The 21,927-nt window shown below is 37.4% G+C and carries 16 protein-coding genes; 9 read left to right on the forward strand and 7 right to left on the reverse strand.

Features of this window, described 5'->3' with window-relative positions; translation table 11 throughout:
- The first annotated feature begins 4 nt into the window (after window positions 1-4).
- Window positions 5-1,012, forward strand: a complete 1,008-nt coding sequence (locus tag QM491_RS06210) for a S41 family peptidase (protein WP_283326428.1) — start codon at window positions 5-7, stop codon at window positions 1,010-1,012.
- Window positions 1,013-1,179: 167 nt separating this feature from the next.
- On the opposite strand, the gene QM491_RS06215 is transcribed toward QM491_RS06210, so the two are convergent.
- From QM491_RS06215 to mutL, 4 genes are all read right to left on the reverse strand, one after another.
- Window positions 1,180-1,884 (reverse strand): 2-phosphosulfolactate phosphatase, encoded by a 705-nt coding sequence (locus tag QM491_RS06215; RefSeq protein ID WP_283326429.1) that lies wholly within the window; start codon window positions 1,882-1,884, stop codon window positions 1,180-1,182.
- A gap of 118 nt (window positions 1,885-2,002) precedes the next feature.
- The gene (gene gcvT, locus QM491_RS06220) at window positions 2,003-3,100 is read right to left on the reverse strand and encodes a glycine cleavage system aminomethyltransferase GcvT (protein WP_283326431.1); all 1,098 of its coding nucleotides are present in this window, start codon (window positions 3,098-3,100) and stop codon (window positions 2,003-2,005) included.
- Window positions 3,101-3,250: 150 nt separating this feature from the next.
- Complete coding sequence (locus QM491_RS06225) at window positions 3,251-4,282, reverse strand: M28 family peptidase (RefSeq protein ID WP_283326432.1); 1,032 nt, start codon at window positions 4,280-4,282, stop codon at window positions 3,251-3,253.
- A gap of 44 nt (window positions 4,283-4,326) precedes the next feature.
- Entirely contained in the window at window positions 4,327-6,246 is a 1,920-nt protein-coding gene (gene mutL / locus QM491_RS06230; protein ID WP_283326433.1) for a DNA mismatch repair endonuclease MutL, read from the reverse strand.
- 486 nt (window positions 6,247-6,732) lie between these two features.
- Here mutL and QM491_RS06235 point away from each other — a divergent pair, with 486 nt between their 5' ends.
- Window positions 6,733-7,326 (forward strand): NifU family protein, encoded by a 594-nt coding sequence (locus QM491_RS06235; RefSeq protein WP_095163552.1) that lies wholly within the window; start codon window positions 6,733-6,735, stop codon window positions 7,324-7,326.
- Window positions 7,327-7,615: 289 nt separating this feature from the next.
- Here QM491_RS06235 and QM491_RS06240 read toward each other — a convergent pair whose 3' ends face one another.
- Window positions 7,616-8,947 carry an alpha-L-fucosidase gene (locus QM491_RS06240; RefSeq protein ID WP_283326435.1) on the reverse strand — a complete coding sequence of 444 codons (1,332 nt, stop codon included), beginning with the start codon at window positions 8,945-8,947 and terminating at the stop codon, window positions 7,616-7,618.
- A gap of 168 nt (window positions 8,948-9,115) precedes the next feature.
- Between QM491_RS06240 and recJ the strand changes: the two genes are divergently transcribed.
- Together recJ and lptB are read left to right on the forward strand one after the other, a co-directional pair.
- Window positions 9,116-10,825, forward strand: a complete 1,710-nt coding sequence (gene recJ / locus QM491_RS06245; protein WP_283326436.1) for a single-stranded-DNA-specific exonuclease RecJ — start codon at window positions 9,116-9,118, stop codon at window positions 10,823-10,825.
- Between the two features lie 105 nt (window positions 10,826-10,930).
- On the forward strand, window positions 10,931-11,662 hold the full coding sequence (gene lptB, locus QM491_RS06250) for an LPS export ABC transporter ATP-binding protein (RefSeq protein WP_095163549.1): 732 nt from the start codon (window positions 10,931-10,933) through the stop codon (window positions 11,660-11,662).
- Here lptB and recO read toward each other — a convergent pair.
- Both recO and QM491_RS06260 read right to left on the reverse strand, forming a co-directional pair.
- Window positions 11,659-12,342, reverse strand: a complete 684-nt coding sequence (gene recO / locus QM491_RS06255; protein ID WP_283326438.1) for a DNA repair protein RecO — start codon at window positions 12,340-12,342, stop codon at window positions 11,659-11,661. The two genes, lptB and recO, sit on opposite strands and share 4 nt — an antisense overlap.
- A gap of 4 nt (window positions 12,343-12,346) precedes the next feature.
- Window positions 12,347-13,150, reverse strand: coding sequence for a lysophospholipid acyltransferase family protein (locus QM491_RS06260; protein ID WP_283326440.1), 804 nt, complete (start codon window positions 13,148-13,150; stop codon window positions 12,347-12,349).
- A 562-nt stretch (window positions 13,151-13,712) separates the two neighbouring features.
- Between QM491_RS06260 and QM491_RS06265 the strand changes: the two genes are divergently transcribed.
- The 5 genes from QM491_RS06265 to gldJ all read left to right on the forward strand — a co-directional run bounded on the left by QM491_RS06265 (window position 13,713) and on the right by gldJ (window position 21,899).
- Entirely contained in the window at window positions 13,713-14,621 is a 909-nt protein-coding gene (locus QM491_RS06265; protein WP_283326441.1) for a TIGR01777 family oxidoreductase, read from the forward strand.
- Between the two features lie 75 nt (window positions 14,622-14,696).
- Complete coding sequence (locus QM491_RS06270; RefSeq protein WP_283326444.1) at window positions 14,697-15,278, forward strand: LOG family protein; 582 nt, start codon at window positions 14,697-14,699, stop codon at window positions 15,276-15,278.
- 62 nt (window positions 15,279-15,340) lie between these two features.
- Window positions 15,341-16,984: an OmpA family protein gene (locus tag QM491_RS06275; RefSeq protein WP_283326445.1), complete on the forward strand. Its 1,644-nt coding sequence runs from the start codon at window positions 15,341-15,343 to the stop codon at window positions 16,982-16,984.
- A 150-nt stretch (window positions 16,985-17,134) separates the two neighbouring features.
- Window positions 17,135-20,500: a transcription-repair coupling factor gene (mfd, locus tag QM491_RS06280; protein WP_283326446.1), complete on the forward strand. Its 3,366-nt coding sequence runs from the start codon at window positions 17,135-17,137 to the stop codon at window positions 20,498-20,500.
- A 154-nt stretch (window positions 20,501-20,654) separates the two neighbouring features.
- Window positions 20,655-21,899, forward strand: a complete 1,245-nt coding sequence (gene gldJ / locus QM491_RS06285) for a gliding motility lipoprotein GldJ (RefSeq protein ID WP_283326448.1) — start codon at window positions 20,655-20,657, stop codon at window positions 21,897-21,899.
- Window positions 21,900-21,927 lie beyond the last annotated feature (28 nt).

The raw sequence follows: 21,927 nt of genomic DNA on the forward strand, positions 1-21,927 counted from the left end.
TTTTATGAAAAAAATCATTCTATTAATACTTTTAGGATTCACATTTTTGAGTTGTGAAAAGCTATTTATTTCTCCTAATCCACCAAATACTCCCACTGAAAACTTTGATTTATTATGGAAAACTGTACGAGATAAGTATTGTTATTTTGAGCTAAAAAATATTGATTGGCAAAGTATCTATAATAAGTATCGTCCCAAAGTAAACGACCAACTAACGCAAGATGCACTCTTCACAATCGTGAGTCAAATGATGAATGAGCTTCATGATGGTCATGTCAATCTGCAAATTCCTAATACTCGATATAGTTATACATATTATTCATCATTGGGTTTATTGAGGGGTTATGCACACAATTTCAATGATAGTATTTTGACCAATCAGTACCTCAAATTTGGTTATGGACAAAAAGTAAGAAATACAGTTTTAAATGAAAATATAGGATACATATATTATGGAAGCTTTTCTACAACACTAGACGACGATGGTTGGAATAGTATCATTAATCAAATGGTTATTACCAAAGGACTAATAATAGATATAAGAGATAATAACGGGGGTTCGGTTGAAAATATCAAACGCCTTATGCAACATTTTGTTTCTCAAAAAACCCTCATTGGATATACAAGAAGTAAAAATAGTGCAACCCTAAATGATTTTAAGGCTTACACTCCTGTGTACGTTGAGCCAAGTGGTTCGTTTTATGGGAAAAAAATCGTTGTGCTAACAAATAGGCGAGTATTTAGTGCCGCCAATATGTTTGCTTCGGCAATGTCCGAACAAAATCAGGTAACTTTAGTAGGCGATATTACAGGAGGTGGTGGTGCTGGTCCTATTGGTGGCGAATTACTTAATGGCTGGCTCTATCGATTTTCGGCAGTAGCTTTCTCTAATACTGAAAAACAAGATATCGAAAATGGCATTGTACCAGATTATCGAGTAAACATTACTACAAAAGACGAATCGGCTAAAATTGATACAATCTTAGAAAAAGCAATGGTGCTCTTGAATTGAGTGGATTGAGATTGAGTGATTGTTATTTATCACACTTGCCTGGACGCAAAAAATTGCGTTTGGACAGGTGATATTTATTTAAAAAACAATCACTCATTCGCTCAAGTACTAAATATATTTCATCAATATTATCAACAATATATCCTGATACACTGTTAACAAATACCTTACATATTTACCAAAGCATTACCTCTTAGCACAGGTAAAACGTCATATAAATCGTGTTGTAAACAGTAAGCAATATCTTTTTGGATACCTAATCTTTGCAAACGACGAACGTGTGATGATGAAGCAACATAAGATAACAAATCATCCTTAGCATTCTGATATTGGCGCAATGCCATCAAAGCAGAATCTTCCTCAATCATAAACTCCTCTTTCAAACGCTCTACTAATGCTCCTGCAAAAAGAGTATCTTCCAAATTAGGTTTACCTTTCCAACCAGCACACAAAATCAATACATCATATTGTTGGTCTTTCAAGTAAGTTGCCAAAGCTCCAAGGTTTAAGAATGACCCAACCATTACTTTTACCGCAGATTTTGATTTTGTAATAGCCAAAGTACCATTGGTGGTTGTTACACAAATTGTTGCATCTTTCACTTTATCGACCATATAACTAAATGGCGAGTTATCGAAATCAAAACCTTCTGGAGTTTTTCCATCGCGTTCAGCAGCAGCCAAATAGCCTTGTCGTTGATAAGCAACACATTCGTCAATGGTAGCAACTGGGATGATAGCTCCTACACCATTGGCAAAAGCCGTTGTCATACAAGAGGTTGCTCTGAAAATATCAACAACCACAACGATTGAGTTTTCGATATTATGAAGATGTAATAATTCTGGCGTTAAACAGACATCAATGGTTTTCATGATTGGACAAAATTTTTCGAGCAAAAAGTCGCTATGGCTTTTTGCTCGAAAAGGTTAAGTTTTTGAATTGGTATTATTAGGCTTTAAGCTTGTAGCTAATAGCTTAGCTCGGAAAGAATTATTTAAGAAATGGTAATTTTACCACTTGTGCTTTCAAATATTTGTTACGGATATTGATATAAATCTCCGTTCCTAACTTGCTGAATTCTTTGGCAACATATCCTAATCCAATACCTTTATTTAATGATGGAGACTGTGTTCCTGAAGTAACTTCACCGATGATGTTACCAGTAGCGTCCATAATTTCATAATGCTGACGAGGAATACCACGGTCTACCATTTCAAATGCTACCAACTTCTTGGTTGGTCCATTTTCTTTGATTTGCTTATGGAAAGCCGAGTTCACAAATTCTTTATTGAATTTTGTAATCCAGCCCAAACCAGCTTCGATAGGAGAGGTTGTATCATCAATATCGTTACCATACAAGCAATATCCCATTTCAGTACGCAAAGTATCACGAGCACCCAAACCTACTGGTACGATACCAAATTCGGCACCAGCTGCAAAAATAGCATCCCACATAGTTTTTGCGTCCTCATTTTTTACATATACTTCCATACCACCAGCACCAGTATAACCAGTTGTGGCAATGAGTACGTTTTCGATACCAGCTACTGTACCTTCTTTGAAGGTATAGTACTCCATAGAACCAAGGTCAAGGTCAGTCAACTTTTGCATGGTAGCTACCCCTTTAGGTCCTTGCACAGCAAATAGACTGATTCCATCGCTAATATTTTGCATCTCTACATCAAAGGTATTGTGGCTCTGCATCCAGTTCCAGTCCTTTTCGATATTAGAAGCATTTACTACCACAAAGTATTCGTTTTCCGAACGGCGGTAAATCAATAAATCGTCTACGATACCACCTTTATCGTTTGGCAAGCAAGAATATTGTACTTTGCCATCGTACAAAGCAGCTACGTCATTTGAGGTAACATACTGTAAAAATTCAGTCGCACGCTCACCCTTTACCACAAATTCCCCCATGTGAGATACATCAAATACCCCAACTGAATTACGAACAGCAAGGTGTTCTTGAATCAAGTTGGTATATAAAACTGGCATTGAATATCCTGCAAAAGGTACCATTTTAGCTCCTAATGCGACATGTACATCGTTGAGAAATACGAGTTTTAATTGTTCTGTTTGTTCCATTTGGTAGTTGGTTGAAAAAGATGCACAAAGGTACGGAAAGTATCTATATCCATCGAGTGTCAAAAGCAAGGCTTTTGCATTTATCCACAAAAAAATCCCAAAAAACACGAATCTGAATTTTTTGGGATAATCAAAATGCTTCGAAAAGCACTATTCTTGATACAAAGCTGTCAAAACTGTTTGACCAACAGCTTTTAAAGTATTTTTATCAATTACATTCATATTGTCATTATGAGTATGATGATACGAGCCAAAAGTTTTAGGATCGTTTGGTCGAAGCTCCACAATATCAATCATTTGAATTTTACCAATATCGTTCACAAAGGCATGGTCGTCGGTTAATGCACCACCATCGGCATCAATAAATAAATTGCCATAACCAAGTCTTGATGCTATATCCCAAATACTTCTTGTTAAGATAGGAGCATATTGCATTGACAATCCTTCGTGTGGAAAAACAGCACCTTTTGCACCTACCATATCCAACAAGATACCATAATATGCTTGATAATTCGGCACGTGTTTGTTAGCAGCCCAATACTGTGAACCTAGGCACCACCACACTTGATTGCCCGAATCTCCACGATATTCGTTGGGTTCGCCATTGTCTTCGGCATCAAATAAGATAAAGTCAATTCCAACATTAGGTTTATTTTGAGCTTCTTTGATGGCTCTTGCAATTTCCAACAATACGCCTACACCACTAGCACCATCATTGGCTCCGTCGATTGGCTTATCTTTATCTTTGGTGTCTTTATCTGCAATGGGTCTAGTATCCCAATGTGCTGCCAATAAAATCCTTTTAGCTGCTCCTGGATTATAAGTCCCAATGATATTTACGGCATTGAGCTTTTTCCCATCGTAAGTAGTTGCTACAAAGTTTTGGTTGATAACTTGACATCCATAAGCTTTTAATTGGTCGGCTAGCCACGCTGCACAAGCTTTATGAGACTTTGTATTAGGTACTCTCGGACCAAACTCTACTTGTTTTGCTACAAAATTGTAGGCAGAGTCAGCATTAAAAGTAGCGGCTGGTAATAATCCTTGCTCTGGTGCTGAAGCATCAGTACTGGCTTGCTCGGTGGTTGAACTAGATTTTTCTTGGCAAGATTTGAGATAAACACCTACACCAGAAAAGACAAATATTCCTAGCAAAACAAGAGCTATTTTAGACGTTTTCATATACATACAAATAAGGCACCTTTGCAGATGCCTTGGAGGAAATTTTATTTTTGAAATATATTGGCTATTTCTGCTAATCCCAAAATCTTCATAGTAAGCTCACCACTTGGCGAATAACTTGGATTAGATGATGCAAAAAGTTGTTCGACTAAGGTATTCATTTCTTGGTTTGACAAACGTGTCATGCCAAATCGCCCTGCCGAACGTTTTGCCATAGACCTTGCTAAGTTTTCAACCCTGTCGAGATGTAACTCAGATTCATTTTGCTTGAACTGCTCCAACAAACCTTCAATCAATGCCTGTTCATTTTCGTCGGGTGAATCTGCTGGAATACCATTGACAATAAATGAATCGTGACCTATAACGCTTAAATCAAAACCAAGATTACGAACCTCATCTTGTATTTCGACTAATAAATGAAAATCCGCAGGAGTTAACTTAATGGTTGATGGAAAAAGTAATTGCTGAGACGTTCCATTATTTTTTTGAAGATATTGTACAAATTTCTCATACAAAATACGCTCATAAGCTGCACGTTGGTCAATTAACAACATGCCTGATTTTACCTGAGAAATAATATATCGGTTGTGAATCTGGAAAGTTGTTGCATCTGAATCCTGCGAACTACGAAGCGGACGAGACTCCAACAAATCATTGGCTTTGCTTTTGAGCGTGAAAGGTTGAGACTCTGGATAATCTTCCTCATTTCTAAAATTAAAAGAAGATTGTTCAACTCTTTTTTGCTCAAAACTTTCAACTGTATTATCCAACCCTTCGTACAGTTTGTTCCAATTCGAAAGATTACTTTTTTCACGAGGCGACATCTCTTGTTTCGCAAAAGGTCTTTCACTATCAAAATCAGCTTGGTTCATTTTGCTCGGAACAGCCGTTGACGTTGGCATGGGAGCATTATTAAAGCTAAAAAACTGATTGGAATAATTGATATTGGTATCAAAATCGAGCGATGGCGCCAAATTATGCTGACTCATCGATTTACGAACGGCTGCTTGCACAATGGCATACACAGTACGTTCATCATCAAATTTGATTTCGGTCTTAGTCGGATGTACATTGATATCAATATGTACGGGGTCTATCTCAATAAATAACACATAAAAAGGATGCGAGCCATCAGGAATCAATCCCTCAAAAGCTGACATAACTGCATGATTGAGATAACTATTTTTGATAAAACGATTATTGGCAAAGAAAAACTGTTCGCCACGAGTCTTTTTGGCAAATTGAGGTTTTCCCACAAATCCCCTTACTGTTACAAATGATGTTTCCTCCTCGCAAGAAGCTAACTGCTCACGATAACTTTTGCCAAACAAATCCACAATACGACGACTTAATTTACCTGATGGCAAGTTATAAATTTCGGCATCGTTGTGATACAATGAAAAAGCAATATCTGGATTTGACAATGCAACACGTTGAAACTCGTCGATGATATGACGCATCTCTACAGGATTGGACTTCAAGAAATTACGACGAGCAGGAACATTGTAGAAAAGGTTTTTGACCAATAGGTTAGCTCCTTCTGGTGTAGAAATAGCTTCTTGCGCTTTTAGCTCAGAAGCTTCAATTCTTACCATTGTTCCTAATTCTTCTGTACTGCGTCGAGTTTTTAGTTCTACCTGAGATACCGCTGCAATTGAGGCCATAGCTTCGCCTCTAAATCCCATGGTACGGATTTTAAACAAATCATCGGAAGTACGAATTTTGGAAGTGGCATGACGCTCAAAGCACATGCGAGCATCGGTTTCGGACATACCCTTACCGTTGTCGATGACCTGAATTAGGTTTTTGCCAGCCTCTCTTACAATTAATTGAACCTGAGTGGCTTCGGCATCTATAGAATTCTCTAACAACTCCTTCACCACAGAAGAAGGTCTTTGAACTACCTCCCCAGCAGCAATCTGGTTCGCAATCGAATCAGGAAGCAGTTGAATTATATCTAACATTTGTATCAGCTAAATTTTAGGGTTTGAAAACTCATGTATTCAAAACATTCATTTTCTACAATCACTCTACTAAGTTCGGCATTAATGAAGGGATTCCCAACAAAAAAACGACATTTGAAGTCAGAGTGCTTATGATTTGGGTATCTTTTTTCAGAAAAAAAACTTCACAAAAATACGATAAAATCTTATTTTTTGACAGAAAAGATTCTCATTAACAATACATTAACTCATTTGACCAAATCTTATTAAAGCCCCGAAAAAACCTTCTACAAACCTAAATTTTAGTTTTTCATTCCATAAATTATTAACTCATGAATAGTAAAGCCTTAAATTTGTCTACTCTCTCATAATCAGGCTATTTAGTGGTATTTGTACCAAAAATCAAAATTTTGAAAGAAAGCATTCGCAATTATCAAACTTTCCAAACTAATTTTGGGCATCCTTTGTTATAACAACCATAATAGCTAATCAAACTAAACAGGCATCATGTTAAAATCTCAGATATTTATTTATACAGAATCAACTCCCAACCCTAATTCAATGAAGTTTGTGTTGAACTTTGAATTGGCGCCAGAAGGTGCTTCTTTCGACTATGCAACACCTTCAGAAGCAATTTCGGAAGAAAAAAATTCTCCTTTAGCAGTTGAGTTATTTGGTTTTGATTTTGTAAAAAGAGTATTCATTTCTTCCAACTTTGTGACTGTAACGAAAGATGAAGAAACTAAATGGGAAGATGAATTATTCAACTTGAAGCAGTTTTTGAAAAAATTCTTCGAGGATAAAAAAGAAGTTTTTGCTCAATCAACCATAAAAGCACATGAAACAAATCCTTCGGGCGAGCCAGATTCGGATACTGTTATCAAAATCAAAGCTGTTCTTGACCAATACGTGCGTCCTGCCGTTGAGTCAGACGGTGGCGCTATTAGTTTCCACTCATTCAACGAAGGCACAGTAAAGGTATTACTTCAAGGTTCTTGTTCAGGCTGCCCTTCTTCAACGATGACTTTGAAGGCTGGTATCGAAAACCTTTTGACAAGAATGGTTCCTGACGTAAAAGAAGTAGTAGCTGAAGGAGTCTAGTAAGTGTGGAGTTTTGAGTGCAGAGTTTTGAATGTGGAGAAAATATTTTATTTCATCTGCAAATACTTAATAATGCTTTGCGCATAATGATAGGTTATTCAAGTATCAAAAAAGGCGTTCGAGATAAGTTTTTCGAACGCCTTTTTTGATATAATTAAAAATAATCACTCATCCACTCAATCAATAATCACTAAATTCGAGATGACTCATGCCTATTTTGATAATCGTCTTAAAGTGAAATTTAACACATTTTCAAATCTTCAAATTGACACATCTTCAAATTAGATACCTATTTCTCTCCATCACTTTTATAAATACTAATTGGTTTTTCGAGTTCTAGCGCTAATACAGTCATATAAGTATCATTTACTTTTGCTGGAACATCAATGAATACAATGCCTGGCACATTACCCCAAGTCATTTTGCTTTGTACTTGATGAGTTAGTTCGTGATTTGTTCCTACGACCCTTATTTTATTGATTTTATTGTTCAATCCTTTCAACATGACTTGCCCCGAGGATTGTGGTTGTAGAAACAAATACAGAGTTGTTGAATCTTTAGACAACGTAGTTGGTCCATAAAAATGCCCTGCTTCGATACCTGCAATGGTTCCAAAAACAGCCTCCTCATGTTTTTTATTCCATTTACCTAACTCTTTCAAAATATGAACTTGTTCGGCAGGAATCGAACCATCTTCTTTAGGCCCAATATCAAACAGATAAACTCCACCATTACTAATCACATCCGCAAAGATTGAGATAACCTGAAATGGAGTTTTGTAATTGGTATCGTCAGGGTGATATCCCCAATTGAGATTAGACGTCATACAAGCCTCCCAGTAAGGAAATTTCTTTGGTCGGGTAGGAGGGATTGTTTGCTCGTAAGTTTCATAATGTCCAAAATCCAAGAGTCGGTCGTTGGCAATAGCCCAAGGTTGAGCTTTCAAGATTTTATCTTTGATTTTTTCTGACTCCCATTCCTTCGAACTATGTTCCCACTCACCGTCAAACCACCAAAGGTCAGGGTTATAATTAGCCAATAGTTCATCTATTTGGTTATGAGCAAAAGTTTTGAAACGTCCCCAGCGAGCCAAATCATCTTGCATTTTATAACGATTACTATCTCTCAAAATAGCTGGATAATCAGGATGACTCCAATCAATTAAAGAAAAATAGGCGCCTTTTTTTATTCCTTGTTTTTCAAGAGCATTAAAAAATGGCTTTATCAAATCTCTTTTGGCAGGAGTGTTTTTTACAGCACTAAAATGTTTTTCTTTAGTTGGCCAAAGTGCCACACCATCATGATGCTTGGTAGTAATAACAGCATATCTTGCGCCACTTTCTTTAATTAAGGCAGCCCATTCTTCAGGATTATACTTACTTGCCGTAAATCCATTGAGCTGTGCCATATAGTCTTTGTAGGATATTTTGTGGTTGTGAAAGCTCCAACTTTCATCGACTCCTTTTACAGAATAAATACCCCAATGGATGAAGACACCTAACTTTCCGTCCTGAAACCATTGCATCCGTTCTTGCAAGGAGCTGGGTGATGTTTTGTTCTGAGCTTGTAGATTAAAGCTCAAACAACAGAGTGTTGATAAAAATGTTAATAATCTTTTCATAGAAAATAAACTTGTTAATGTTTGAAAATTGAGTGTTCAAATGCAAAGAATGAAGGGTGAATTTCTTAAAAAATCTTATAGTCACAGTCCTTCTTTGCAAGTCTCCTATATTTAAGTATAACTTTGCTATTTAATAATCAACATCTTATTATCCACAGTCATCAATCCATGGTCGAAAAACGTTGGAATTATAAAAAATTACCCTCTTCAGAAATAGTAGATACCCTATCAAAAGCATTAGGTGTTAGTTATGAAATTGCGACCTTACTGGGTCAGCGAGGCGTTGGTACATTTGATGAAGCCAAGCATTTTTTTCGTCCTAGCTTATCAGATTTATACGACCCATTCTTGATGGCAGATATGACCGTTGCGGTTGAACGATTGAGTAAAGCTGTTGAGCAAAATGAGAAAATACTAATATATGGTGATTATGATGTAGACGGTACTACTTCGGTTGCTATGTTTTATGGATTTTTACAAAAGTATATTCATCAGAACATTGAATTTTATATTCCCGATCGCTATGCCGAAGGATATGGTGTTTCGCAAAAAGGTATTGAATACGCTGCCGAAAATGATTTTGCTCTCATAGTTAGCCTCGACTGCGGAATCAAATCTATTGATAAGGTAGCTTGGGCAAAAGAACATGGTGTAGACTTTATTATATGCGACCACCACCGCCCAGGTGATGAGTTACCAGATGCAGTAGCGGTATTAGACCCCAAACGTGAGGACTGTCTATATCCATTTAAGGAATTGACAGGTTGTGGCGTGGGATTCAAGTTATTACAAGCCTACTGTCAAGTTAAAGATATTGATGTCAATTTATTGTTGCCCTATTTGGATTTGGTTGTGACGAGTATTAGTTGTGATATTGTTCCGATTGTAGGCGAAAACCGAGTTTTGGCATTTTATGGTTTACAACAGCTCAATACCAATCCAAGAACTGGACTAAAAGCGTTGATTAAATCCGCTTCACTCGAAGGCAAAATGGATATTACCAAAGTGGTATTTGGATTAGGTCCACGAATCAACGCAGCAGGAAGAATTCGCCATGCTTATGATGCTGTTGACTTAATGTTATCTGAAGACGAACAAAAAGCTGAAGAATTTGCCCGCGTGATTGGTCAACATAATACCGACCGCAAAGGGCTTGATTCATCTATTACAGCCGAAGCACTTGAAATGATTGCTCAAAATAGCGATTTGGTTGCCGCCAAAAGTACAGTGTTATTCAATGAAGCTTGGCATAAAGGAGTTATTGGTATTGTAGCGAGTAGATGTATCGAAAAGTATCATCGTCCTACCATTATCTTGACAGAATCTCATGGCAATGCCGCTGGTTCGGCACGTTCAGTACCAGGATTTGATGTGTATGATGCCATTGAAGAATGCTCAGAGCATTTGATTCAATTTGGTGGACACACTTTCGCTGCTGGTCTTACGTTAGAGCTTAACCAAATTGAAAACTTTAGAAGAAAATTTGAAGAAGTTGTTTCTCGAAAAATTTTACAAGAACAACTTTCTCCACTAATAGAAATAGACTTGGCATTGCCTCTATCGGCTATTACCGACAAGTTTCATCGTATTATGAGTCAAATGTCGCCATTTGGTCCTCAAAATATGACACCTGTATTTGTAAGTCATAAGGTACACCTGTATGGTGCGCCAATCAAAATGAAAGAAAAGCATCTAAAGTTTCAGGCATTTCAAGAGGGGTCAGCCGCATTTACCTGCGTAGGCTTTGGTATGGTTGAAGACTTTTTCGATAAATTATTGGAAGTTCAAACTTGCTCTATTTGTTATACTATCGAAATCAATGAGTGGCAAGGGAAAAAGAGTTTTCAACTGATGTTGAAAGATATTAAGTTTGAATAAAAGCACAGGTATTTTCAATTTGTGTTTGCTCTTGAACATCGTATTCTATTTTAATTCATAGATAAAAACGGCAAGTTTATTACAAAGAATTTTGCCAAAGCAATTATGCTACTAAGAACAGAAAATCTTGTAAAGAAATATGGTCAGCGCTTGGTCAACAACAATGTAAGCTACCAAGTAGAACAAGGCGAAATTGTAGGTTTATTAGGACCCAATGGTGCTGGTAAAACTACTTCGTTTTATATGGCAACGGGCTTGGTAAAACCTAATTCTGGAAAAGTATATCTCGATGATTTGGATGTAACCAATTTGCCCATGTACAAACGTGCTCGTTTGGGAATCGGCTATTTGGCACAGGAAGCTTCTGTTTTCAGAACGCTATCTGTTGAAGAAAACATTTTAGCGGTTTTGGAATTAACAAGTCTTTCCAAAAAAGAACAAAAAGAAAAAACTGAGCAATTACTGGAAGAGTTTTCATTGACTCATGTTCGTAAAAACCTTGGTCAAGTATTATCTGGAGGTGAGCGCCGTCGTACCGAAATTGCCCGTGCCTTGGCGGTTGATCCTAAATTTATTTTGTTAGATGAGCCTTTCGCAGGGGTTGACCCTATTGCTGTAGAGGAAATCCAAGGGATTGTTGCCAAGCTCAAATACCGCAATATTGGTATCCTAATTACTGATCACAACGTAGACGAAACGTTATCGATTACTGACCGTGCATATTTGTTATTTGAAGGAAAAATTTTAAAATCAGGTACACCTGAAGACCTTGCTTCGGACGAACAAGTACGTCGCTTATATTTGGGTAAACACTTTGAGTTGAAGCGTAAAATCTAGTGCAAAATCTCTTTGAGAACAGCCAAAGATTTCATCTCTCCAAAGGTCTCCAAATGTATTTTGTACCAATGTAATAGAATCTCTACCATTTCATTTCTTGAATGACGATCGATTCTTGCTACATCTCCATATTCCAATCCCCAAAGGAGTTGAAGTCCAGCTTTTGCTCCTTTGGTCAGAGGATACCCGTACAAGCTCAATTCCTCCTCCATCTCTTCGACTGTCTCGGGCAAAAATCCTAAATAAGCTGTCATTGCTAATAAAAACTGAATATGAAAGCATTCAAAATGCTTATTAGCGCCATCTAGCCACAATATAGACTCCTCGACAAAGTCGAACAGTTGTTCATTCGGGGTTTCTTCTCGTAAAGTTTTGGTTAAAATCTCTGTGATAAAAATCGCTACCGACGATTTGGCAATCTCATAAGGAATCGTCTCGAAAGGATGATTACATTTGATTTCTGCAATACGATGAATGTCCTTTCCTTTTTTATGATATATCACAAGATCGAGTAAAGTAAGCGGTTGGAAAAGCGCTATTTTATTTTTAGCTCTTGCACTTCTTACGCCATTTTCAATGTATGACTGTATGCCAAACTCCTTGGTGTAGATTTTGGCAATAATCGAGCTTTCTTTATACTTTACGTAGTTGATGACGATTCCTTGAGTTTTACTTAGCATGACATTATTCTTCTCTTCTCCACTTCAATTTTTCGACAGGTATTTTTTGTTCTATCTGCTCACGCAAAATATCCATCATCTCTTCAACTGATATATCTGGATCAAATTGAATTGGCTCTTTGAATGTAACAGAAAGCGTTGTATTCCGTTTTTTAAACAAAAGCCCTTTCTTATCAAAAGCTCTTCTAAAACCGTTGATTACGACAGGCACTACAATGGGATTATGTGCTTTTATCAAGTGCGCTGTTCCTTTACGAAGAGGAGCATAAGGAGTGGTCGTTCCTTGCGGAAAACTTACAACCCAGCCGTATTTTAAACCCAAACCAACTTTATCATTTGCTGCTGTGTCTAGCTCCCTTTTTACGTCATGTCCTTTGGCTCTCCACGAACGATTTACCAAAATAGCTCCAGCTTGAGAAAAAATCTTTGGTAGTAATCCACCTTCCTTCATCGTCTCCGATGCTGCAACATAAAACAGTCGTGACCTAGGAGCCAATAGATAAATGGGAAAGTTTATCGAATTTTTGAACCCCCATTTGATACTAAAGAAAACATGATACAAACAAATCACATCCATGAAATAGGTCTGGTGATTTGACAAAAATAATACTCCCGTTTGTGGCAAATTTTCGAGATGTTCCGTTCCTCTAATTTTGGTTTTATTATAAACTCTCAATCTTCCATAAGTTATCCATCCTAGGGTAAACATGATGATTCTCTTCAAAAGCATCGAATTACCAAAAGGGTCTCTCTCCACAATTCCGAAGACATCAAACATGGATAAAAAATTTCGGATATGTAATTTCATTGGCTTACAGTTTTAGTGTCTTAGACTATATTTATGTCTAAGAAATAGTTTGTTTTTTGAGTCGTTTTAGACATTACTTAATTGGTCGAAGATATACATTTTTTTACAAATAATCTCAATCACTATTTCGAGCTGATCCATGCCTAACAAATACTATTGAATAGTTTACCATGTCTCATTTTAGGAAGTAATTCCTCGAAATTCTATTATTCGAACGTTCAATCAATACTCTTGAGTCCTTATTTTTATCTCGAATAACAGCCGTAACATGCGACTATTTATAGTCTACATTCACAGATCTTTTATTCTTCCTTTTTCAGTAAACATCAAATATGTTTCAAAAGATAATAAACTAACTAAAAAGATAATTAAAGTCTTGTTTAATCTTTACACTTAATAACCGAACGTTCAGTCAAAAAACAAATATCTAATAATCAAAACATTACACTTTAGTTAATTTCGAAATAACCATTCTATCCTTTTTCTTGTTTATCCTACTGAGGTATTTTTCAGCTTCATTCAGTCTTAAAACCTTCTATTTTTATTGTAAAAACCTAAACTAATGAACATACTAATCACTGGAGGAACTGGCCTTGTGGGCACACGACTAACTGAGCTACTTCTAGAGCAAGGCCATTCGGTTTGGCATCTGAGTCGCAAGGCTCAACAGAGAGGAAACATAAAAACTTTTGTTTGGGATATAGACAAAGGTATCATTGATGAAGAAGCTCTCATTGGGGCAGACTATATCATTCATCTTGCAGGTGCAGGGATTGCAGATGAGCGCTGGACACCAGAACGTAAAAAAGAAATCATTGATTCTAGAACAAAATCGATGGCTCTGATTGCGCAAAAACTCCAAATGATTCCGCACAAAATTCAAGGATTTGTTTCGGCCTCAGGTATTGGTTTTTATGGTGCAGATACGGGGAGCGCTATCATTACCGAAGCGTCTCAAGCGGGCAATGACTTCGTGGCTGAGTGTTGTATCCTTTGGGAAAAAGCCGCTGACCAAATCGCAAATCTTGGTATCAGAACTACCAAACTCCGTATCGGAATAGTACTTACAGATAAAGGTGGGGCGCTTCCTAAAATGGCAATGCCAACCAAACTTGGCTTTGGTGCGCCACTCGGTAATGGAGAACAGTATCTATCGTGGATACATATCGATGATCTTTGCAAACTCTTTATTCATGCCTTATTTACACCTACAGTACAAGGCATTTTTAATGCAGTTGCTGATAGCCCTGTCAACAACCGAACGTTCAATCAGATTTTAGCACAAGTATTGAATCGACCACTTTGGTTACCAAATGTACCTTCTTTTGTACTAAAGACTATTTTCGGAGAAATGGCTTCTATTGTCCTTGGAGGGAATAAAGTACTAAATAACAAACTCAAAAAAGAGACATCATTTACATTTCTGTTTGATGACCTAGAAATAGCTCTACGTGATATTTTCAAAAAATAGCTGTCAAGAAAGTTCAAAAACTGTTATTTTGTGTGACTTTATTCAACAATAAACATTTTTTTGAACACCCTGAATATGAAAAATATCCTTGTGTATTGTGGAGCATCTGTTGGCTTCGATGAGATTTATAAAAATACGGCTATTGCTGCTGGTAAGCTTTTAGTAGAAAAGAACAAGACACTTGTTTACGGTGCAGGTAGCGTTGGTATAATGGGAATTATTGCCGATGCAGTATTGGAAAATGGGGGAGAAGTAGTAGGAGTAATTCCGTCTTTTATGGAAAAATTTGAGGTACAACATAAAGGACTTACTCAAATTCACGTAGTGGAAACTATGCACCAAAGAAAGCAACTAATGGCTGAAATTTCAGATGCAGTCGTTGCCTTACCTGGCGGCTGGGGAACCCTCGACGAGCTTTTCGAAATCCTTACTTGGAAACAATTAGGCTTACACCAAATGCCTATAGGCTTACTCAATGTCAATGGCTTTTATGACCCACTCATCGAAATGATTCACAAAATGGTGAAAGAAGGGTTTCTAAAGCAAAGTAATTTCGATATGTTGATGATTGACGATAACCTTGAAAGCCTTCTCAATCGTATGGAACAAGCTGAGTACCCAGACTTTCCCGTTGGAAAATGGGTGAATAAAGCCTAACAATACAAGTACAGCTTTGTTCGTTTGCCTATGATATAAACCCTTTAATATTGGCTATTTTCATGAAAACCTATACTTCGTTTGCTATCGTTTTGTTATGTATGCCATCTGCATTCTTGATGGCACAAAACAAACCTGAAAACCTCGGAACTGCTATTAATACAGAATACTCTGAACTTGGTCCAGTTATGTCTCCAGATGGTAAAACGCTCTATTTTGGTCGCAAAAATCACCCTCAGAACAAATATGGAATCAATGGCTCTGAACAAATCGCAGGCTCACAAGATATATGGTTTGCTGAAAATACCATGGGGGCTTGGACTCCTGCCAGACGTATGTCCGAAAACCTCAATCGAGACCAATACAACAGTATTTTAAGTATCTCTCCTGACGGTCAAACTATTTTGATTAAAGGTGCTTATATCAATGGTCAATATGAAACTCGTGGTTTTTCTATTGCCAAAAAATTAGAAGGGGGATGGGGTATTCCTAGAAAATTGGATATACCCAAATATGAACGCCTTAGTCGTGGCAAAAACGAACATGGCTTTTTGTCTGCCGATGGAAAGGTTTTACTAATGGCTTTTTCAGAAAAGAAAAACTCTGATGAAGATGATATTTATGCTTCCTTTTTAGAAGACGACGGTACTTGGTCAGAACCTATGAATTTGGGTGATGATATCAATACCAACTTCACTGAAACTACCCCTTTTTTGGCAGCAGATGGTAAAACTTTGTATTTCTCTAGCAACCGAGAAGGCGGAAAAGGTAGTAATGACATTTATGTTTGTAAACGCAAAGACGATACTTGGATCAACTGGACGGAGCCTCAGAACATTGGAGAACCTATCAATACCGATGAATATGATGCCTATTACACGATTCCAGCCTCTGGTGATTATGCTTATTTTATTTCTGGTAAAAGCTCTCTTGGCAAAAAAGACATTTTTCGCCTAAAACTCGATGCTTCAGCTACTTCGCCTATCCAAGCAGGTAGTGACCCAGTTGTTGCAAACAACAAAACATCATCAAAATCCAATAAAAATCAGACTCCTACTGAAGTTACCAAATCAGAACCCGTTGTATTAGTTGCTGGTAAAGTGATTGATAATAAAACAGGCAAAGTACCTAAAAATGCCAAAGTCATTTACGAAGATTTGACTACTGGAAAAGAATTAGGTCAAGCTAGTCCAGACCCAATAACAGGTATCTACAAAATTGTATTGCCTTATGGTAAAAATTACGGTATTACGACCAAAATAGATGGTTTTGTAGGAACTTCTCAGAATATTGACTTGAGTAAAATTTCAGGAAAATACCTTGAAATAGAAGGAAAAGATATTACCATTGCCCCAATCGAGGCTGGCACAAAGATAACGATGAACAATATTTTCTTTGAATTTGGTAAAGCTGCCTTACAGCCAGAATCCACTCCTGAGTTAAAGCGTATTGCAGAATTTATCAAAAAGAATAAAATCAATGTCGAAATCAGTGGGCACACTGACAACGTGGGTAGCGACGAAGTCAATAACCGACTTTCACAAGAACGTGCGGATGTAGTTCGTAATCAACTTATCACATTTGGCGTAACACCCGAGCGAATCATCGCTAAAGGATACGGCAAAAATCGCCCTAAGGTAGCCAACGATACCCCCGAAAATCAGGCAACCAATAGACGTGTAGAGTTTGAGATTTTGAAGAATTAAAACTATTTACTCTTTTTTACAGTTATTTTTGTGAAATGATTGCCACAAAGGCTCAAATATTCGGTATTTGAGCCTTTGTGGCTAATTGTGTTTTTCAGAACTGAAAAAACATTACCTTACAGCAAATACATACCCTAGCTTTTTTCAACCATGCTTGTTAAAGATTTCCTGAAGCTCTACCGTGAAGATGGCGTTGTGCAGACTATTTCGGAGCAAACTAAAAACCGAGAAAAGTACCCTCATATTCAATTAAAAGGGCTTTCTGGTAGTCTTGATGCCGTTATTGCTTCGGCAATACACCAACTGAACCCTAAACAAGACCATTTATTTATTCTTGAAGACCGTGAAGAAGCAGCATATTTTCTCAACGACCTCCAAAGTCTGTTGGGAGAAGAAGTTCCTATGCTTTTTCCAATGTCTTACAAAAAGGCCTATCAATACCAAGATATTGACAATGCCAATGTGTTGATGAGAGCAGAAGTATTGAGTAAAATCAACAATAATACCAATACAGGGCAAATCATTATTTCGTATCCTGAAGCACTTTTCGAGAAAGTTATCAACAAGCGTTCCTTGATGAAAAATACGCTTACAGTGTCTTTGAACGAACAGTTGGATACAAACTTTTTGGCAGAAATTTTACTAAGTTATGACTTCGAAAAAACTGATTTTGTGTACGAAGCAGGGCAGTTTTCTATTCGTGGTGGAATTGTAGATGTTTTTAGTTTTTCCAACGAACTCCCTTATCGTATTGACTTATTTGGTAACGAAGTGGAAAGCATTCGTACTTTCGACCCTGATTCACAACTTTCGATTGAATCCGTTTCTAAAATCAATATTATTCCTGATGTTCAAACTAAACTAATTCAGGAAACTCGCGAGCCATTTTTTCAATTTTTATCGCCCGATACACGCCTTTGGTTTAAGGATGTTGAACATGCCTTAGAGATTGTGGAAAAATGCTTTGAAAAAGTGGAGCAAAGTCTTCAAGAAATATTAGCAAAAAGTGGTGGAATTCAAGTTGTATCTGACCCTAATCAACTGTTTGAAAGTCGCCGTAGTTTTTTACAGTTAGCCAAAGGATTTGGTTCTATTGAATTTGGAAGAAGGTTTTATTTTAAAGAAAAAACTGAAAAACTGACCTATCAAGCCAAATCTCAACCTTCATTTAACAAAGATTTCAAGCGATTGGCAGATAATCTTCGTGAATATCAGGGTTTTTATTTTACCAATATCATCACTTCCGAATCGCAACGCCAACTAGAGCGCCTGACAACTATTTTTGAAGAAATCGACTCTAATGTGCGTTTTCAGCCTATAACCATTGGGCTTCGAGAAGGATTTATTGATGAACAAAACAAAATTGTTTGTTACACCGACCATCAGATTTTTGATAGGTTTCACCGTTTCAAAGAAAAAAGTAAGTATTCAAAATCTAAAGCCCTTACTCTCAAAGAGCTTCGTACCCTACAAGTGGGCGATTATGTGACCCATGTCGATTACGGGATAGGACGTTTTGCTGGTCTTGACAAAGTAACAGTTGGGGAGTCTGAACAAGAAGCGATTCGTTTGATTTTTAGAGATAACGACGTATTGATGGTATCTATCCACTCTTTGCACAAAATTTCAAAATTTTCGGGCAAAGAAGGTGGACCTCCAACGATGTCTAAATTAGGTTCGCCTGAATGGGAAAATAAGAAATCCCGTATCAAAAAACAGGTTCAGGATATTGCCAAGGAGCTTATTGCTCTTTACGCCCAACGTCGTTTGGCTCAAGGATATGCTTTTTCGAGAGATAGCTTCCTGCAAGCCGAATTGGAATCTTCGTTTATTTATGAAGACACTCCAGATCAGGCAAAAGCCACGGCTGATGTAAAAGCTGATATGGAAAAACCAAACCCTATGGATAGGTTAGTTTGTGGTGATGTGGGATTTGGAAAAACCGAAGTAGCTATTCGTGCGGCATTCAAAGCTGTTGCGGACTCCAAACAAGTGGCTATTCTGGTACCGACTACGGTTTTGGCCATGCAACATTTCCGTACCTTCCGTGACCGTTTAGAAAATTTCCCTTGTCGTGTCGAATATATTAACCGTTTTAAGTCAACACAACAAATCAAAGAAACACTAAAACGTGTAGCCAACGGCGAAACTGATATTTTGATTGGTACGCACCGAATTGTGAATAAAGACGTTTCGTTCAAGAATTTAGGTCTAATGATTATTGATGAGGAGCAAAAATTTGGGGTAAAAGTCAAAGATCGCCTCAAAGAAATGCGTGTCAATATCGACGTCCTAACGCTTACAGCAACGCCTATTCCACGTACGCTACACTTCTCATTGATGGGCGCAAGGGATTTGTCGGTAATTGCAACTCCTCCACCAAATCGCCAGCCTGTAACTACAGAATTACATGTATTTAGTGACCAATTGATTCGCGATGCCGTGAGTTATGAGTTAAAACGTGGTGGACAAGTCTATTTTGTACATAATCGTGTTGCTGAGCTTGAAGGTATTGGAAATACAATTCTTCGCATGGTTCCTGATGCCAAAATAGGAATTGCACACGGACAAATGGATGGTGACAAACTTGAAAAAGTAATGATGAACTTTATCGAAGGTCATTATGACGTACTAGTTTCAACCAATATTATCGAGTCTGGTATTGATATTCCAAATGCCAATACCATCATTATTAACCATGCCAACCATTTTGGACTTTCTGATTTGCACCAAATGAGAGGTAGGGTAGGGCGTTCGAACAAAAAAGCATTTTGTTATTTGCTAACACCAGCGCTTTCATTGTTGACTACCGATGCTCGTAAGCGCTTAAGTTCTTTGGAGGAATTCTCTGATTTGGGTGATGGATTCAAAGTAGCTATGCGAGATTTGGATATTCGTGGGGCGGGTAATTTGCTCGGTGCTGAACAAAGTGGCTTTATCAATGATTTAGGATATGAAATGTATCATAAAATTCTCGACGAAGCGGTTCAAGAACTGAAAGAAAATGAATTTAGAGCCTTATTTGAAAATGATTTGGCTGAATCTGCCAACAAATTAAAAGTAGATTGTCAAATAGAGACAGATATGCACGTGCTCATTCCAGAAAATTATGTGACCTCTATTTCTGAAAGATTATCACTTTATACCCAACTCGATGATATGAAATCGGAAGAAGATTTAAAGAATTTTCAAAGGGCTATCAATGATCGTTTTGGACCAATTCCTCCAGAAGTGAAGGATATGATAGAAATCGTGCGAGTTAGATGGAAAGCAGAAGTTTTAGGAATTGAAAAAATTATGCTAAAAAATAATAACCTGCGTTGTTTCTTCGTTTCCTCACAGAATGAAAGGTATTATAAATCAAGTGTTTTTGGCAAGATTCTTGATTATGTGAAAGTCAACCCGAAAAAATGTTCGCTCAAAGAAGCGAAAGGGCGATTAATCCTTAGCTTTGATAAAGTCACTTCTATTGACGAACTTCAAACAATTCTGACCGACATATACTCTCGAGCATAGTTTTTAGAAAGTATTTTCCTAAACATCGTTCAAAAGCGCAAACTAATTGGGTCGCTTCAGCGCTTTTTATACCAAAAACACTAATTTTGTGTTTAATCAAAAAACAGATTTTAGTATTAAATATTTATACAACGACAATCCAAGTATTTAAGAAATGAAGTTGTCTATCAAATCAGTAGCTGTTTTATTCATGGGTTTAGCCCTTGTAAGCAGTTGCAAAAGCAAAAAGCCGAATAGTGTTAAGCTAGGTAAAAACAGTACTGCTACTGGTATTACCTACAACAAAAAAGGAGGGTTCCAAGTTGATAAAAAATTCAAAGGTCAGCCTACTGGTCCTAACCTCGTATTTATCGAAGGTGGACGTTTTACAATGGGAGCCTTAGAAGAAGATGTTATCAACACACGTGATAACTTGGAAAGAACCGTTTCTGTTCAGTCATTCTACATGGATGAGACAGAAATTGCCAACGTTCACTACCTCGAATATCTTAATGCTATTCAAAAAGACTCAGCACAAGAGTTTTATGAGTCTGCTCTTCCAGATACATTGGTTTGGAAAGACGAGTTAGCGTTCAACGACTCTTATGTTGAGCAATATCTTCGTTATCCAGGTTTCCGTATGTATCCTTTGGTGGGTGTTTCTTGGACTCAAGCAACAGACTATTGTACTTGGCGTACTGCGGCGGTTAATAATGACTTAGCCATGAAAAACCAAAAAGGCAAGAAGTCAACAACAAAGAGAAAAGGAAAAGCTGCTGGAGCTGAAGTGAAAGCTGCACCTGCATTCTCTGCTGGTCAACGCCTTCCAATCGAATCAGGAATTGTATTGCCTGCTTACCGTCTTCCAACAGAAGCGGAGTGGGAGTACGCTGCTAAAGCCATGATTGGAACTCAATATGAAGATGAAAACCAAGTAAATCAACGTATTTACCCTTGGGATGGTCCTTCAATGCGTTTATCAAGAGGTAAACATAAAGGTGATATGTTGGCCAACTTCAAACGTGGTCGTGGTGACTATGCTGGTATTGCTGGTAAAAGTAACGATAAAGCAATTATTACGACTGAAGTTTATGAATATCCTGCAAACGACTTTGGTTTGTACCAAATGGCAGGTAACGTAAACGAATGGGTTTATGACTTATATCGTCCACTTTCTTATGAAGATATGAACGACTTGAACCCTATTCGTAGAAATGATTTCATGGATAATGCGAAAAACTACGATAGAAAAAATAACAACTCGTTAATCGATAACCGTTCTCGTGTGTACAAAGGTGGTTCTTGGGCTGACGTAGCTTACTGGTTAGCACCAGGTACTCGTAGATACCTAGACCAAGATTCTTCAACATCGACTATCGGATTTAGATGTGCCATGATTCGTGCTGGTACCAACAAATAAGATTTTTTATTTTTGAAAAGGGCTTAAA

Source organism: Flectobacillus longus (genome assembly GCF_030056705.1).
In the GTDB taxonomy this organism is placed as follows: Bacteria; Bacteroidota; Bacteroidia; order Cytophagales; family Spirosomataceae; genus Flectobacillus; species Flectobacillus longus.